Origin of the sequence: Paenibacillus sp. KN14-4R, from assembly GCF_052180255.1 — a bacterium.
Lineage (GTDB): Bacteria > Bacillota > Bacilli > Paenibacillales > NBRC-103111 > Paenibacillus_AM.
Genome location: NZ_CP197466.1, coordinates 2,849,285 through 2,863,689, shown reverse-complemented (window position 1 = coordinate 2,863,689; position 14,405 = coordinate 2,849,285). Strand labels below are relative to the sequence as shown.

18 protein-coding genes and 1 other annotated feature are annotated in these 14,405 nt (G+C 41.4%); of the genes, 15 read left to right on the top strand and 3 right to left on the bottom strand.

Annotation, left to right across the window (positions count from 1 at the left end):
* Positions 1-4: 4 nt before the first annotated feature.
* Both serA and ACSBOP_RS13940 read right to left on the bottom strand, forming a co-directional pair.
* Positions 5-1,585: a phosphoglycerate dehydrogenase gene (serA, locus tag ACSBOP_RS13945; RefSeq protein ID WP_442601138.1), complete on the bottom strand. Its 1,581-nt coding sequence runs from the start codon at positions 1,583-1,585 to the stop codon at positions 5-7.
* Between the two features lie 77 nt (positions 1,586-1,662).
* Positions 1,663-1,881: a binding site (T-box leader), on the bottom strand.
* Positions 1,882-2,012: 131 nt separating this feature from the next.
* On the bottom strand, positions 2,013-2,924 hold the full coding sequence (locus tag ACSBOP_RS13940; RefSeq protein WP_442601137.1) for a hypothetical protein: 912 nt from the start codon (positions 2,922-2,924) through the stop codon (positions 2,013-2,015).
* Positions 2,925-3,008: 84 nt separating this feature from the next.
* Here ACSBOP_RS13940 and ACSBOP_RS13935 point away from each other — a divergent pair, with 84 nt between their 5' ends.
* Both ACSBOP_RS13935 and ACSBOP_RS13930 read left to right on the top strand, forming a co-directional pair.
* The gene (locus ACSBOP_RS13935) at positions 3,009-3,602 is read left to right on the top strand and encodes a CPBP family intramembrane glutamic endopeptidase (RefSeq protein WP_442601136.1); all 594 of its coding nucleotides are present in this window, start codon (positions 3,009-3,011) and stop codon (positions 3,600-3,602) included.
* 2 nt (positions 3,603-3,604) lie between these two features.
* Positions 3,605-3,802 carry a hypothetical protein gene (locus tag ACSBOP_RS13930; RefSeq protein ID WP_442601135.1) on the top strand — a complete coding sequence of 66 codons (198 nt, stop codon included), beginning with the start codon at positions 3,605-3,607 and terminating at the stop codon, positions 3,800-3,802.
* Positions 3,803-3,804: 2 nt separating this feature from the next.
* On the opposite strand, the gene ACSBOP_RS13925 is transcribed toward ACSBOP_RS13930, so the two are convergent.
* The gene (locus tag ACSBOP_RS13925; RefSeq protein ID WP_442601134.1) at positions 3,805-4,647 is read right to left on the bottom strand and encodes a polysaccharide deacetylase family protein; all 843 of its coding nucleotides are present in this window, start codon (positions 4,645-4,647) and stop codon (positions 3,805-3,807) included.
* A gap of 171 nt (positions 4,648-4,818) precedes the next feature.
* Between ACSBOP_RS13925 and ACSBOP_RS13920 the strand changes: the two genes are divergently transcribed.
* The 13 genes from ACSBOP_RS13920 to ACSBOP_RS13860 all read left to right on the top strand — a co-directional run bounded on the left by ACSBOP_RS13920 (position 4,819) and on the right by ACSBOP_RS13860 (position 14,401).
* A complete protein-coding gene (locus ACSBOP_RS13920; RefSeq protein WP_442601133.1) occupies positions 4,819-5,166 on the top strand; it encodes a hypothetical protein in 348 nt (115 codons plus the stop codon).
* A 211-nt stretch (positions 5,167-5,377) separates the two neighbouring features.
* Positions 5,378-5,995: a genetic competence negative regulator gene (locus ACSBOP_RS13915; protein ID WP_442601132.1), complete on the top strand. Its 618-nt coding sequence runs from the start codon at positions 5,378-5,380 to the stop codon at positions 5,993-5,995.
* 98 nt (positions 5,996-6,093) lie between these two features.
* The gene (gene prsW / locus ACSBOP_RS13910) at positions 6,094-6,792 is read left to right on the top strand and encodes a glutamic-type intramembrane protease PrsW (protein WP_442601131.1); all 699 of its coding nucleotides are present in this window, start codon (positions 6,094-6,096) and stop codon (positions 6,790-6,792) included.
* 45 nt (positions 6,793-6,837) lie between these two features.
* Positions 6,838-6,993: a hypothetical protein gene (locus ACSBOP_RS13905; protein ID WP_442601130.1), complete on the top strand. Its 156-nt coding sequence runs from the start codon at positions 6,838-6,840 to the stop codon at positions 6,991-6,993.
* A 101-nt stretch (positions 6,994-7,094) separates the two neighbouring features.
* Complete coding sequence (ypeB, locus tag ACSBOP_RS13900; protein ID WP_442601129.1) at positions 7,095-8,465, top strand: germination protein YpeB; 1,371 nt, start codon at positions 7,095-7,097, stop codon at positions 8,463-8,465.
* A gap of 89 nt (positions 8,466-8,554) precedes the next feature.
* Positions 8,555-8,761 (top strand): hypothetical protein, encoded by a 207-nt coding sequence (locus tag ACSBOP_RS13895; protein WP_442601128.1) that lies wholly within the window; start codon positions 8,555-8,557, stop codon positions 8,759-8,761.
* Between the two features lie 164 nt (positions 8,762-8,925).
* The gene (gene cmk, locus ACSBOP_RS13890) at positions 8,926-9,609 is read left to right on the top strand and encodes a (d)CMP kinase (RefSeq protein WP_442601127.1); all 684 of its coding nucleotides are present in this window, start codon (positions 8,926-8,928) and stop codon (positions 9,607-9,609) included.
* The gene (locus ACSBOP_RS13885) at positions 9,610-10,179 is read left to right on the top strand and encodes a lysophospholipid acyltransferase family protein (protein ID WP_442601126.1); all 570 of its coding nucleotides are present in this window, start codon (positions 9,610-9,612) and stop codon (positions 10,177-10,179) included.
* Positions 10,180-10,297: 118 nt separating this feature from the next.
* On the top strand, positions 10,298-11,542 hold the full coding sequence (rpsA, locus tag ACSBOP_RS13880; RefSeq protein WP_442601125.1) for a 30S ribosomal protein S1: 1,245 nt from the start codon (positions 10,298-10,300) through the stop codon (positions 11,540-11,542).
* 24 nt (positions 11,543-11,566) lie between these two features.
* Positions 11,567-12,616, top strand: coding sequence for a type 2 isopentenyl-diphosphate Delta-isomerase (gene fni / locus ACSBOP_RS13875; RefSeq protein WP_442601124.1), 1,050 nt, complete (start codon positions 11,567-11,569; stop codon positions 12,614-12,616).
* A 79-nt stretch (positions 12,617-12,695) separates the two neighbouring features.
* Positions 12,696-13,322 (top strand): YphA family membrane protein, encoded by a 627-nt coding sequence (locus ACSBOP_RS13870; RefSeq protein ID WP_442601123.1) that lies wholly within the window; start codon positions 12,696-12,698, stop codon positions 13,320-13,322.
* Positions 13,319-14,221: a YIEGIA family protein gene (locus tag ACSBOP_RS13865; RefSeq protein WP_442601122.1), complete on the top strand. Its 903-nt coding sequence runs from the start codon at positions 13,319-13,321 to the stop codon at positions 14,219-14,221. Before ACSBOP_RS13870 ends, ACSBOP_RS13865 begins: the two co-directional genes overlap by 4 nt.
* The gene (locus tag ACSBOP_RS13860; RefSeq protein WP_442601121.1) at positions 14,222-14,401 is read left to right on the top strand and encodes a capping complex subunit for YIEGIA; all 180 of its coding nucleotides are present in this window, start codon (positions 14,222-14,224) and stop codon (positions 14,399-14,401) included.
* Positions 14,402-14,405 lie beyond the last annotated feature (4 nt).

Here is a 14,405-nt window from a genome sequence, read left to right as displayed (position 1 = left end):
ACAGTTATACGGTCATTTCGCGTACATTTACAATTTCCGGCAATTCTTCAAGAATTTTAATCACTTCATTACCTGCTGCCTTATCAATCGTGAGTAGCATGATCGCAGATCCGCCGATTTCTTGACGTCCTACTTGCATGGTCGCAATATTGATTTGGTTGTCCCCAAGAAGTGTACCTACGCGTCCGATCATACCTGGCTTATCGTTGTGCGAGATGAGCATGATGTTACCTTCTGGAGTGAAATCAACAGGGTATTGATCAATTTGAACAATACGTTGACCAAAGCTGCTAAGCAGTGTACCAGCTAATGTTTTTTGCTCTTTCTTTGTACGAAGAGTTACCGTTACTAGGTTTGTGAAGGTGGAAGTCGTATACGATGTATTCACGATAATATTCACTTCACGGGTTTTAGCTAGATGCATAGCATTGACGATGTTAACACCTTCAAGTTTGTTTGCAAATACGCCCATTACGATGTTACGCGTTAATGGAGCTGTGTCTACATCCACGAGGTCTCCAGCATAATTAACAACAATTTCACTTACTGCGCCAATTGTAATTTGACCCAGAATACGGCCAATCTTTTCACCTAGGTTAAAGTATGGCTGTAATTTATTGAACACATTGCTTGGAACTTGCGGCATATTGACTGCATTCTTAAATGGTTGTTCCCGAAGAATGTGCAGGACTTCCTCAGAGACGTCAATCGCAACATTTTCTTGCGCTTCAATTGTCGAAGCACCAAGGTGTGGGGTTACAATGATTTTTGGATTACTTAGAAAAGGATGATCTGCTGCAGGAGGCTCTTGTTCAAAAACATCGAATGCAGCCCCAGCAACAATACCTTTATCAATTGCGTCAACTAGCGCGATTTCATCAATGATTCCACCGCGGGCACAGTTAATAATGCGGACACCCTGCTTCATGAGAGCGAATTGTGGTGTGCTAATAATATGGCGAGTTTCTTTTGTAAGTGGTGTATGCACCGTAATAAAGTCAGCTTGACTAGCGATTTCATCGACTGTGCATAGCTTCACACCGAGTTTGTCAGCGCGTTCTTCTGTGAGGAATGGATCGTAGCCGAGAACGTTCATGCCGAATGCTTTCGCACGTTTAGCCACTTCAGAGCCAATGCGTCCCATACCGACTACACCAAGCACCTTATTGCGAAGCTCTACACCTACGAATTTGCGATCCCATTCACCGCCAACTGTCTTTTTATAAGCTTGTGGGATCGAGCGGGCTACAGCCATCAACATGGCGAAAGTATGTTCACATGTAGCGATTGTATTTCCATCTGGCGCATTAATGACAACGATACCGCGTCTAGTCGCAGCATCTAGATCAATGTTGTCGACACCAACACCAGCACGGCCAATGACTTTAAGATTTGTACCGGCTTGCATGATTTTCTCGGTTACTTTCGTTTGTGAACGAACAAGCAAAGCATCGAATTGATCGATAATGGCTACAAGCTCATCTTCAGATAAACCAGATTGTTTCACAACTTCTACATCTTCTGCATCATACAGCTTCTGGATACCTAAGTCACTGATTGGATCGGATACTAACACTTTAAACATATGGTTTCCCCCTCGAAAAAATTGTTTTTTTGTCTACAAAAATAAAAAAAACTCTCGACCTTCATACGTATACCGTATAAAGGGACGAGAGTTTATCTCCGTGGTGCCACCCTAATTCGCTGTGCATGGTTATGCGAGCCTTAAGAGAACGATAACGAGTTCTAACCGACTACATCTACTAGCAAATGCTTTCAATGCAGTGCTCCGGAGTGCTCCGCCTAAGATTGTTACCGATTCACACCATCCATCGGCTCTCTGAGAACGTTTCTTTTGCTTGGCTCCATCAACGCTTTTGTATAAATATTTTTAACAATGTATCATGGGGTGCTAAAAAGTGTCAATAGACAAAAAGTGTAGTCACAATTATGACAAAATTGCTTCAATGACCTTATCTTGACTCGTACGAAATAATAAAGGTATCCTAAGCTTATTGAAAAAAGGGCAGGTTAGGCAGTTCTTCTTGTTTATATCTCATTTTCTGTTTCGCAAAATAGTCTGTGCGAACAGCGCTCGTTCCATTCAATAATTGAATGGCTGCTGGTATATCTGATATGCCCAAGCTTTTCATTTCTCCCTTAGCCAATAACTCATCGATACGAGCGGTTACATCATGAGGTAGGTATTCAGTGAAGCTGCCGGCTTGAAGCATCAAAGATGAAACGTATTCATTCTTAACATGAATCGAAGTATTGTTCCATTCATCAAAGCTAATTTTTTTATTAGAATCAAGCGGCTTGATAGCCGAGTTTTCCGTTTGCTGCCATTTCACGATGGACGAATAGTAATCTTTTTGTGCAGATAAGGCGCTTTTCTTCGCTTCTTGAAGCTGTGCATCTACATCCATAGCATGAATGAGCTCACTACCCGGCATTGCATTTGCTTTTGAAATAAAGGATTGAAGTCCTTTATTAAACGTTTGAAGGCTTGTCAGATAGCTATTACTCGCTTGACCTAGTAATGGAGAGTTTTCTGGCATTGTATTAGCTTGCAGTTCCTTGCTCAAGCTTCCTGCTAGATTCGCTAATTCTTTAATGGCACTCGCACTATTTACGGTCTGAGAATTTCTTTCTAGATTATCTTGCGCTTGAAACCATTTGATTTGAAAGTTTTTATAAGGTATATAAATAGAATGATAGAAAATTGCTAAACTCTGTTGATCGTATGAACCAGTTTGCTCATTCGCTTTTACTTCTTGTGAGGCAGCATGTTGCCATTGTTTGTCTGTACGTTCTTTGCCTATTTTGAAACCAATAAAAAAGGCACCAAGCACACAAACTAGCATAAAAATAGTCAATGTAGCGATTAAATAATCGGTGCGGGTTAATTGTTTTTCCATCATCGTTCTCCTTGTTATGTAATTGCCATAAGTATAGGTGAAAATGTTGGAAATGGGAAGAGAACAATAAGCGGGGGAAGAGTGGGTATGAAAAAGCTAGATTTTGAAAAATGGAGGGTGAAATCACCTTCATTAAGCGACTTGGATGATCGTCTATTGTTGATTAATTTGTACGTTACACAATTCATAGTTCTCCTAATAGGCGTCATTCTATTACTTTTTTCAAAACCAAACTGGCAGGCCATGTTTTCATTTCAGATGGGTTGGAAAATAGGGTTGTGGGGTGTAGGATTTGCTGCGGCGGTTCTAGTATTTGATTTCACGGTTTCCCGATTTGCACCCAAGGATCTATTGGATGACGGGGGCATGAATAAACGATTATTCGGTAAAAGACCGCTGTGGCATATCGCCGTTATTTCGCTCATAGTTGCCATTTGTGAGGAAATATTGTTTCGAGGTGCGATTGGCGGTATGATTGGACCGTATTGGACGAGTATCATTTTTGCTTTTATTCATGTACGATATTTACAACATTGGCTCATGACAGGCATGGTATTTTGTATTTCGTATGGACTGGGTTGGATGTATGAAACTACGGGAACATTGTGGACTCCTATCTTAGCGCACTTCTTAGTCGATTTTATCATGGGATGCATCATCCGCTATAGCAAGGAGGAATAAATATGGAACAACAAAGAGAGTTTGATACAGAATTAGTAATTGAAAATGAAAACGAAAATGACAGCCACTTTTTACCCCCAAGAAAGCAAGTGCATCCTTCAGAGAAAGGTAAATGGACTGTCATTTTCTATCGTATTTTGGTTGGTTTGTTCGTGCTTTTAGTCATTGGTCTAACCATTTGGGGGATCAAATACACCTAACTCTATCTCATCTCAAGCTCGATGGAACGAGGATCGACGAAATCATATCCTTTTTCTTTTAGCGTAGTCAGTAATTTATCGAATGCTTCTACAGTCCAAGGGAGTTCATGCATCAAAATGTTCGATCCAGCGTGCAGTTGGTTCATGACATTGGTGATGACTTCTTCTGGATTGTTTTTCTTATTTGTCATCTCCCAGTCTTTGGAGCCATTTGACCACGTCATGTACAGCATGCCATTTTTCTTCACTGTTTCTTTGAGGAAATCATTACCTGCCCCAAATGGCGCGCGGAAAAATTGAGGCGAGACACCAATCGTATCTTTCATAATGGTTTGCACATCACCAACTTGCTGCTCGATCTTGGCGTTGGTTTGTTTGTTAAGTTCAATGTGATCCCACGAGTGATTGCCAATTATTTGACCGCGGTCATAAATGAGCTTTAATAACTCAGGATGCTGTTTAATGCGATAACCATTCATGAAAAAGATGGCTTTCGCTTTATGTTTATCTAAAGTATCAATCATTTTATCAATCATGTCCTTTTCTTTCGGACCATCATCAATGGTAAGCAGGACAACTTTCTTATTGCCTGACGGGTCATTAGGCACAATGTCATAATTTTTGTTCATGTGATAAGTTTTTGGAATTGACTGCTCCTGATTAATTATCGGCTTTGTTGTTGCTGCTGGTGAAGATGCAGGAGAGGTGGGCGCCGCCGATGGAGTTGGTGTTGCAACATTTACAGTTGGAGCTGGACTAGGCGAAGCAGCTGTTTGTGCTTCATTTTTACCGCAAGCAGTTAATAAAAGCGTTAATGTTAAGATTGTTACTAACCCTTTGTTCATTAAGTGAATCTCCTGTCTTTATTAAATAGTTTATTTATTTTATCGTTACATATTGTAGCACATATACATGCCAAAAATCCTCTGTTTTCCCTGATCTTCAGGTGCATGGTGGACGCGGAGTTGACGCACAATAAAGTTGTCTCAACATCTTGCTTAATGGAGGGATCGAACATGCGATTAGGATCATTTATCGCCGGTGCGATGGTAGGTGCTGCAATTGTCATGTGCTGTAAGCCTAAAACACGAAATCAATTGAGATCGATAATGGGCGGTGTCAGTGACTCACTCAAGGATATGGGTGGTCAAGGACAAGGGAAGAACACTAATACATCACATGAAGGTCAAAGCCAGCAAACAGGTGGTCAACAGTCCCAGTCACAAGAGCATTCGCAAGGTGCGCAGACACAAACCGAGATGGAAGGGTTTCGTAAGGTCAAGGATATGATCTCCAAAGACCCGCAGCTGAAAAAAGTTGTCAGCGAAATCATGAAGAGTAGTTCGTCTTCCACTCAGCATTGAAAAGGGTCAAGAAGACTTGAAAGTACGAAGAAACATAGCTTGCCGATCCTAGGCAAGCTATGTTTTTTTACGTGCATTGAACCCAAAATCGTGGTAACATATTGGATAAGAAAACGAGGGTACAAGCTGAATCCTACGTACACACCTTTTGAATTCGGATTTCATATTTTATACTAAAGAAGGGTGTCATTACAAAGGGGGGAATCCTGTCATGAAGATGGAGCGTTTAAGTCAGGACAAGATTCGGATTTTCCTTACGTTTGACGATTTATCAGAACGAGGCATTCCTAAAGACGATATGCTCAAAGAATCGATGAAACTTCGTGCCCTGTTCATGGAAATGATGGATCAAGCATATACGGAGCTTGGTTTTGATCCCTCAGGTCCACTTGCTGTTGAAGTATTCTCGTTACCTGCGCAGGGAATGGTCGTTATTGTTACGTCTGGTAAGTTAAACTTTCATCAGGATCGGCATGACGATGTGTATGATGAAGGAGAAGCTGATGAAGTCTATGAAATGGAAGTCATGCTGGAGCAAAGCGACCTGATTTCGTATGCTTTCCGTGATTTTGAAGATGTACTTGGGGCTATCCAATTAATTGAACCTATGCTAAGTTCTGGTGGTTCACTTTATAAGTATAAGGACAGATGGATGCTTCAATTTGAAGATGTGAATCTGGATGAAGAGAAATACAGCACATTGATTGCCATCTTGTCAGAATATGGCGAGGCTACTTCAGTTACTCAGGCGGTTGTTCAAGAATATGGTACAACGGTTGTTGCTGATCATGCTATAGAAGTGTTGACTCAACATTTTAAGAAAACGTAAGGGAATAAGTGAATACTGACAATCAAACAAGCATCCCTGTAGATGGAATATGCTTGTTTCTATTTTTTATATAGATATGAATAAGGGGGCTACATGAATTGAATATTCTTGCCGTATTAATGGCAGCAATTGCCCCTGGATTATCTTTACTTGCGTATTTTTATCTAAAAGACCGATATGAGACGGAACCGATCCGCATCGTGATGAAAGTATTTATTCTAGGGGCCTTGCTCGTCATCCCATCTATGATGCTTCAAAATGTTTTTATGGATGAATTCGGACGTGACAATGCCATTGTATTTGCTTTTGGCTACTCAGGTGGGATTGAGGAGTTTTTAAAATGGTTCTTGCTCTATCACGTCATTTATCGACATGGGCAATTCGATGAGCCGTATGATGGCATTGTGTACGCGACAGCGGTGAGCCTAGGTTTTGCAACGTTAGAAAATATCATGTATGCGTTACTCAATACATTTACCTTTTCTGCACTCCTGATCAGGGCTTTGCTGCCTGTTTCGGGTCATGCTTTATTTGGCGTATTTATGGGCTATTATCTGGGTAAAGCGAAGTTTAATCCGGAAAAACAGCGCAGATATATGTTTATGTCCTTACTCTTTCCAGTATTTTGGCATGGATTGTTTGATTACATTATGATGATGTCCAAGACATATTGGCTCTGGTTTATGATTCCTTTGATGATTTTCCTATGGGTACGCACGATGTGGAAGGTGGAGCGGGCTAATGACCACTCGCCGCTTCGTGTTTTGAAAGGTGATGAAGAGGTTAAAACAGGTTGAAACTGTCTATACTGTGTGTAAAAATATGCGCGCAGGGGGATTCGGATGTATAGAGGGCGTGTCAAAGTGGCTATCCATTGTAAAAAATGCGGCGAAAGATTTATTCTAAGAGGCAGACAAGATCGTGGACGCATTGAAACGGGATTTAAACAATGTATTTGTGAAAATGAGCATGAGCTTGATATTGAAAAAATGGAATGAAGAGGGTTGCTTAGAGGCAATCCTCTTTTTTGTGCATAATTGTTAATTCCTTAGCAGAGACTAGCGATAAATGAGGGTCAAGCGAAAGGAGATTTTGCAACATGTACAGAAAAATTAGCTCGATTATGTTTCCGATTGTAACGATTGCACTTATCATCACGGCAGTATGGGGGTATAACGAAGTTCAAAAGCGAAATAAAGTGATGAATAAAGTGATGGTAAAGGCAGAAAATAACTACCAGCGTTCCTTCCATAACTTGTCTTATCATGTTGACAGGTTACATACGGAATTGGGGAATACACTTGCGTTGAATTCCACATCAACAGATACGTATCGTAAAGGGCTTGTTAACATTTGGGGGATTACTAATGAAGCTCGTAACGAGGTGACACAACTGCCATTAATGGGACTTGAGTTTAACAAAACAGATGCATTCTTAGCAAATTTAGCGAACTTTTCATACCGCGCAGGTGTTCGTAATTTTTCGGAGAAGCCGCTGACGGACAAAGAATCTGAAATGCTTCACTCCTTATACAACCATTCCACTGAAATTTCGGATATGCTTCGTGGCATGCAGGATAAAGTTATTGCTAAAGGCGTAAGCTGGGCAGATGTTGAAATGGCCTTGTCCAAAGATAAAGGACCGCAAGATAACTTGATCTTAGACGGTTTTCAGACGATGGAGAAACAGGTTAGTGAGTATAAAGATGTCGAGTGGGACCCTTCCATTGTAAACATTCATATGAAAAATGATAAATCGAAACTGACGGATGCTGATGTGACAGCAGCAGATATAAGTAAAAAGGCAGCAGAATTCTGGGCTGTAGATCCATCTGCAGTGAAAGTTGTGGAAAATGGTAAGCAAGGCTCCGAATATCAATCTTTTTCCGCTAATATTACAAGTTCAGATGGTAAGAGTACGAATCAAATGGATTTCACAAAAAAAGGCGGACACCCCATTTTCTATTTAAATCCACGTGCAGTAGGTCCTGCTAAAATGAACATCAATCAAGCGATCGAGGTAGCGAAAGGCTTTCTAGATAAGCATGATTACAAGAATATGACGAACGTCTCTTATGATGATTATCAAAATGTAGTCAATCTAACATTCGCTACTGTTCAAGATGATGTTATTATCTACCCTGAAAAGCTTGTCATCCGAGTTGCTCTGGATAACGGCGATATTACAGGGCTTCAAGCATCTGACTATGTATATAACATCAATAAAAAACGCGATATTAAATCACCAACAATCAGCTTACAGCAAGCACGTAAGAGTCTAAGTCCAAAGATGAAGGTCAATCGGGAGCGCTTAGCTGTTATCCAAAACGACGTTCGCGATGAAGTGCTTTGTTATGAGTTCTCCGGCACGATGAATAAAACACAGTATCGGGTCTTTATTAACTCCAATAGCGGTAATAAAGAGAAGGTTGAGTCATTAGAAGAAAAAGATCAAGGGGCAAGCAAGTAATAATTTTCCCATGAGATCGTTCTTATATTTGCTGCACACAAGCAGCTTTATAAGAACGATCTTTTTAAACTAACGAAGAGAAGGCAGGAATGAGGCAGATGAAGCGGCATGAACTTTTAAATTCAAGAATAGATCGTTTACTGATTCGTATCGCAATTGGGCTGGGAATAGCGCTCCTCGTTTCTCAAAGTTTATTGCAGCTTCCAGGGTTAAGATCTCTCCTAACAACTGTGGATTCATTAGAAGGTGTGCCGTATATACGGGAACAAAAAATGCCTCAACAATTTACGGAATAAGCAGAAATGAACGTGGAGTCTTTTTGCATGGATGCGGTAAGTATGGTATAATCTTGTTCGTTAGCAGGCTGAGCCTGCTTTTTTGTTCGAAAGCTTAAGAAACTCATTCGTTCTAAAACAATGTTGTTTCAGCAGGTAAGGTTGTTGTAGGAGGTTGCCGAGAATTGAGACGCTTTAATATCGCTATTGACGGACCTGCGGGTGCTGGTAAAAGTACAATTGCCAGACTTGTTGCCAATCAGCTTGGATTTATTTATGTGGACACTGGAGCGATGTATCGAGCAGTTACATGGAAGGTACTTCAGAAAGGGTTTAAGATTGAACAAACTGAAGAAATCATCCAAACTGCACAAGGTATGGACATCTCGCTTAAGCCCGGTGAAAATGGACAACTTGTCTATGTAGATGGACAAGACGTCACAAGTGATATCCGCAGCGACGCTGTTACGAAATTTGTTTCTTACATTGCAAGTATTGGTGAAGTAAGAAAACTTCTTGTTGAGAAGCAGAAACAAATGGCTGCCGAGAAGGGAATCGTCATGGATGGTCGAGATATTGGTACACATGTGCTGCCAGACGCTGAAATGAAAGTTTTCCTTACTGCCTCTGTGAAAAAAAGGGCTGAACGCAGATTTGCTGAGCTTCAAACAGCTCGCCCAGAACTTACACTAGCGGAATTAGAACAAGACATCGCCAGACGGGATCATATCGACGAGAATCGAGAAATTTCGCCGCTTGTTCGTGCACAAGATGCTGTGCTGCTCGATAGTACGAACATGACGATAGCGCATGTGGTTGATCACATTTTAGATTTGTGTCGCAGCCGTGTGCTAGGGGGGATTAGTTAGATGTTTTATCGTTTCGTTAGAAGGCTGCTTATCATGATATTCGCAGTGATGTATCGCATGAAAACAGAGGGACTACATAACGTTCCAAGTGAAGGCCCAGTGCTGTTATGCTCGAACCACATCTCTTTACTTGATCCACCTGTTGTCGGCGTACCGATTAAACGTAAAGTTCATTTTATGGCGAAAGCTGAATTGTTTGATGTTCCTGTATTAGGTCTTATTATTCGTAATTTAGGTGCATTTCCAGTTAAGCGTGGTGGGGTAAGTAAAGAATCCATTCGTCATTCCATTAACCTTCTTAAAGAAGGGAATGTGATGGGGATTTTCCCCGAAGGAACACGTAATAATACAGGGGGCATGGGGAAGAAAGGTGCTGCAATGTTTGCGATTAAATCAGGTGCGGTTGTTGTTCCTGCTGCAATCATTGGTGAGTATAAGCTTTTTAGACCTATGCGAGTAAAATATGGAAAACCTGTTGATTTAAGTGAATTTGCCGAAGCGACATCCGAAGATTTGGAAAATGCGACGGAGAAGATTATGGTTTCGATTCGCGAGTTGGCGGCTAAATAGTAATGAATTGGGAATGATACTTATCATGACAATCCTATGAAAACCACCAGATTCAACTCGTGTTTTACGATATAAATATTTAGGAACAAATCCGCGAAACTCTTAGGAGGGTTAATCAATGTCAGAAGAATTGAATGTACAACAAACAGAAGCTGAATTGGCGATGTCCCAGGCATCCGTACTTAAGAAGGGTGATATCGTTACGGGTAAAATCGTAAAGGTTGAGGACAATCAAGCATTAGTGGATGTCGGTTACAAATACGACGGTATTATTCCATTAAAAGAGCTTTCTTCCGTAGGTATCGATTCAGCTGCACAAGCAGTTGAAATCGGTCAAGAAGTACAAGTGAAAGTGATCGGCATCAACGATGCAAAAGAAGAATTAACACTTTCCAAGCGTGCGATTGACAGTGAAAAAGCTTGGGAAACATTAAATACACAATTAGAAGAGAAGACAGTTATCGAAGCTAAAGTTGCTGAAGTTGTAAAAGGCGGTTTAGTGGTTGATATCGGTGTACGTGGATTCGTACCAGCTTCAATGGTTGAGCGTCACTTCGTTGAAGATTTCTCCGATTACAAAGGTCGTTCCCTTCGCCTAAGAGTGAAAGAAATCGATCGTGAGAAGAATAAAGTGATTCTTTCCCAAAAAGATGTTTTGGATGAAGAATACGAAGTGAAGAAAAAAGAAATCATTGAAAGCATTCAAGCTGGTCAAGTATTCGAAGGTACTGTACAACGCTTGACTCAATTCGGAGCATTTATTGATATCGGTGGAATTGATGGACTTGTTCATATTTCCGAAATGGCTTGGAATCACGTTGCTCACCCGTCTGAAGTTGTTAAAGAAGGCGACAAAGTGAAAGTACAAGTATTGAAAGTTGAGCCAGAGAAAGACAAAATTTCTCTTTCCATCAAAGCAACTCAAGCAGGTCCTTGGGACAATGCTGAGAATCAATTTAACATTGGTGATGTTGTAACAGGTACTGTAAAACGTCTTGCTGCATTTGGCGCTTTCGTTGAAATCGCTCCTGGTGTTGAAGGTCTTGTTCACATTTCACAAATCGCACACCGTCATATCGGTACACCACATGAGGTTCTTTCTGAAGGTCAAGAAGTTCAAGTGAAAATTCTTGATCTAAACGTTGCTGAAAAGCGTGTTTCCTTGTCCATTAAAGAAACAGAAGAAGCTCCAGCAGTAGAAGCGAAGCCAGAAAGAGCAGAACGTGCTCCTAGAGGCGACAAAGTGAATAATGCAAACTTGAAAGATATCGAAAATAACGAGAATGTTTCCTTGAACAAACAAGCAATGACTACAACGCTTGGTGATCGTTTTGGCGATTTACTTTCCAAGTTCAAACAATAATAGAAGGTAAAAGGAGACCCGTCTATGCGCGCTTCTAGGAAAATGGAGCACGTGCTTCATGCGCTGCGGCTGGGCCAATCTGGACAGCAGGGATTAGCGGATTTCCGTCTTGTGCATAACTGTCTACCTGATACATCTATGAAGCAAATAGAGCTTCATACAACAATCGGCGAGCTCAAATTGAGTTCGCCGATTGTTATTAATGCGATGACAGGTGGTTCACAAGAAACGGAAAAAATTAACCGAGAATTAGCAATTGTTGCACAAGAGAAGGGACTGGCAATGGCAGTTGGTTCCCAAATGGCAGCTATCAAAGATAAGGATGTTCGTTCTTCTTACCAAGTCGTTCGTAAAATGAATCCGGATGGTATTGTAATTGCAAATCTAGGTAGTGAAGCAACGGTTGAACAAGCTCGCATGGCTGTGGATATGATTGAAGCCAATGCGCTTCAAATTCATCTGAATGTTATGCAGGAGCTCATTATGCCAGAAGGTGATCGCGACTTCAGTGGCATGTTAGATCGGATTGCACAAATTGTGGAGCATGTAGGAGTTCCGGTCATTGTAAAAGAAGTAGGCTTTGGCATTATGCATGAAGGGGCACTCAAACTCAAACAAATCGGTGTGAAGGCGATCGATGTAGGGGGAACGGGTGGTACAAATTTTGCAAAGATTGAGAACGCACGCCGGGCGATTCCACTAGATTGGCTCAATGACTGGGGAAGCAAGACGAGCATTGCTTTATTAGAAGGTTTGTCTGTATTTCCGAGAGGGGCTGTTATGGCATCTGGTGGTATTTCAGAGGCACATGAGCTTGTGAAGGTACTGACTGCAGGTGCTTCAGCAGTCGGTATAGCAGGGACTTTTCTTCGCGTGCTGCAAGATGGCGGAATAGATGCTTTACATACTTATATAGACGAATTACATGATGGAGTTATATTGCTCATGACAGCACTGGGAGCTACAACAGTTGAGCAGCTAGGTCGTGTGCCCATTGTTATTGGCGGGGAAACGGCTGAGTGGTGCCGTGCTCGAGGAATATCCATAACTGAATATGCGATGAGAAGGGAATAGGAGTAAAACTTGGATTTATTGTCATACTAAGATCAAACTCTGCTTGAAGCAGAAATATGGTCTTATTAGGTGGTATTAAATGAATCCAGGATACCTATCGCTCATTCTTATCTCCATTACGCTTATCATGCTGGCGAGTGGATGGAAAGAAGTATTTCTGCGTCATGTATCGCACAAAGAAATACTTCTTTTTTTTATTTTATGGTTTGTTGGGTCACAGTTTACTTTTCAAATCAGACAAGTTGAAATCAATGGAAGTATGATTGTGGGCATGACACTCTGTTTATATGCGTGTCTACGAGGTGAGTCCAAGTTGCAACAAGCGTATATCATCGTGTCTGGTGTGCTGTTAGGTAGTGTATATACGCTACTTCTAGAGCTATTTGCAAGTGATCCTATCTTTATCATTTCCAATGCAAGATGGGACGCGGCAATCGGCGTAGCCCTTCTTGCTGTGTTAATGCGAAGAGGTCACATGACCCAGATGGTGAGTGTTGCAATTGGCATGCTGCTTGGAGATGTGGGACATCACTACTTGCATCGTCATGAGATATCGATTTTTTTAGGTTCTCCAATATTCCAAGATACATGGTGGTTGGCGTTGTTAACGGCAAGATTTGCTTCGATACTGTTGAATTCACTTTTATTCGGGATAAAGTCAGTCACGAACCGTATTTCAACTCTAAAAAGTCGAGGGACTAAATGATGAATTGGTTATTTTTAGAGAATTATACATCGGGTATCGTGCTTGGTGTAATGTTCGGCATCACCTCACGATTGACGATGCTGCGCACGGATTATCGGCAGTATCCGACATATCCACATGGAAAAATCATTCACATTGCCCTCGGCGTTATTGCCGCAGGTCTAGGTGCAGTTGCAGTTCCATCTCTGCTCAATAAGGATTACACCGCGATTACATTTCTATCTCTAGCTGCACAGCAGTTTCGTGATGTTCGCAATATGGAGCGACAAAGTTTACTTCAGATGGATAAGATGGAGTTAGTTACACGTGGTACAACCTACATTGAAGGTATTGCGATGGTTTTTGAAGGGCGGAACTATCTTGTTATTTTAACAGCGTTCGTGACTACGTTTTTCTCGATTCTCTGGCACTGGTATGCAGGAATAGGGGCAGGGCTCTTGTCGTTAATCATTTCAAATTGGTTGAAAAAGGGGCGAAGCCTTTCGGATGTAGCCGAAGTTTCGATCGGTGAGGTTAGGGTAGAGGGACCTAATGTTTATGTAGGATCCATCTTTATGATGAATGTGGGATTGAAAGATTCTCAGGAGATCATTCGTAAGCACGGAATTGGTCTACTCTTTAAGCCGAAAAATATTAATTGCCGGGCAACTCTAGCTAATTTAGGTCAAAGACAAGCGATCTTGTTTGATATTTCAACGATTTTAGGCGTATACCGAGATTCCGGGGACCCATCATTGGTGCCGATTGCGAAGTTGGACAAGGATGATGGAACGCTCGGTGTCCTCATCTTACCGCAAGATTATGCTCCAGATAAGGCACTTGCTGCTGCATTACGTGTACCAATGCTGGAAAGTGCAGTTCGAATGCCAACGGAATCAGCTGCGAGGAGGAAGGGTTAAATGACGGGAATAATTCTGGCTGTTGTTACTTTATATCGTGATCAAGTTGCTGGTGGTGCGCCGATCTTCCATGTGTCAGATGAAGAGCAACTGCAGCAAACAGCCTTTCATTTGGAAAAGATTATGGATGCGATGGCGCATGATTTACAAAATGGTACGATGATATTAGTGCGGCATTAGTAAA

What these genes read in the sequence shown, in the direction of transcription:
- ACSBOP_RS13860 (WP_442601121.1), top strand. Translation starts at nt 14,222, where the DNA reads ATGACGGGAATAATTCTGGCTGTTGTTACTTTATATCGTGATCAAGTT.
- ACSBOP_RS13920 (WP_442601133.1), top strand. Translation starts at nt 4,819, where the DNA reads ATGCGATTAGGATCATTTATCGCCGGTGCGATGGTAGGTGCTGCAATT.
- ACSBOP_RS13940 (WP_442601137.1), bottom strand. Translation starts at nt 2,924, where the DNA reads ATGATGGAAAAACAATTAACCCGCACCGATTATTTAATCGCTACATTG.
- ACSBOP_RS13885 (WP_442601126.1), top strand. Translation starts at nt 9,610, where the DNA reads ATGTTTTATCGTTTCGTTAGAAGGCTGCTTATCATGATATTCGCAGTG.
- ACSBOP_RS13905 (WP_442601130.1), top strand. Translation starts at nt 6,838, where the DNA reads ATGTATAGAGGGCGTGTCAAAGTGGCTATCCATTGTAAAAAATGCGGC.
- ACSBOP_RS13870 (WP_442601123.1), top strand. Translation starts at nt 12,696, where the DNA reads ATGAATCCAGGATACCTATCGCTCATTCTTATCTCCATTACGCTTATC.
- rpsA (WP_442601125.1), top strand. Translation starts at nt 10,298, where the DNA reads ATGTCAGAAGAATTGAATGTACAACAAACAGAAGCTGAATTGGCGATG.
- serA (WP_442601138.1), bottom strand. Translation starts at nt 1,585, where the DNA reads ATGTTTAAAGTGTTAGTATCCGATCCAATCAGTGACTTAGGTATCCAG.
- ACSBOP_RS13915 (WP_442601132.1), top strand. Translation starts at nt 5,378, where the DNA reads ATGAAGATGGAGCGTTTAAGTCAGGACAAGATTCGGATTTTCCTTACG.
- ACSBOP_RS13930 (WP_442601135.1), top strand. Translation starts at nt 3,605, where the DNA reads ATGGAACAACAAAGAGAGTTTGATACAGAATTAGTAATTGAAAATGAA.
- fni (WP_442601124.1), top strand. Translation starts at nt 11,567, where the DNA reads ATGCGCGCTTCTAGGAAAATGGAGCACGTGCTTCATGCGCTGCGGCTG.
- ACSBOP_RS13865 (WP_442601122.1), top strand. Translation starts at nt 13,319, where the DNA reads ATGATGAATTGGTTATTTTTAGAGAATTATACATCGGGTATCGTGCTT.
- ACSBOP_RS13895 (WP_442601128.1), top strand. Translation starts at nt 8,555, where the DNA reads ATGAGGCAGATGAAGCGGCATGAACTTTTAAATTCAAGAATAGATCGT.
- ACSBOP_RS13925 (WP_442601134.1), bottom strand. Translation starts at nt 4,647, where the DNA reads ATGAACAAAGGGTTAGTAACAATCTTAACATTAACGCTTTTATTAACT.
- ACSBOP_RS13935 (WP_442601136.1), top strand. Translation starts at nt 3,009, where the DNA reads ATGAAAAAGCTAGATTTTGAAAAATGGAGGGTGAAATCACCTTCATTA.
- ypeB (WP_442601129.1), top strand. Translation starts at nt 7,095, where the DNA reads ATGTACAGAAAAATTAGCTCGATTATGTTTCCGATTGTAACGATTGCA.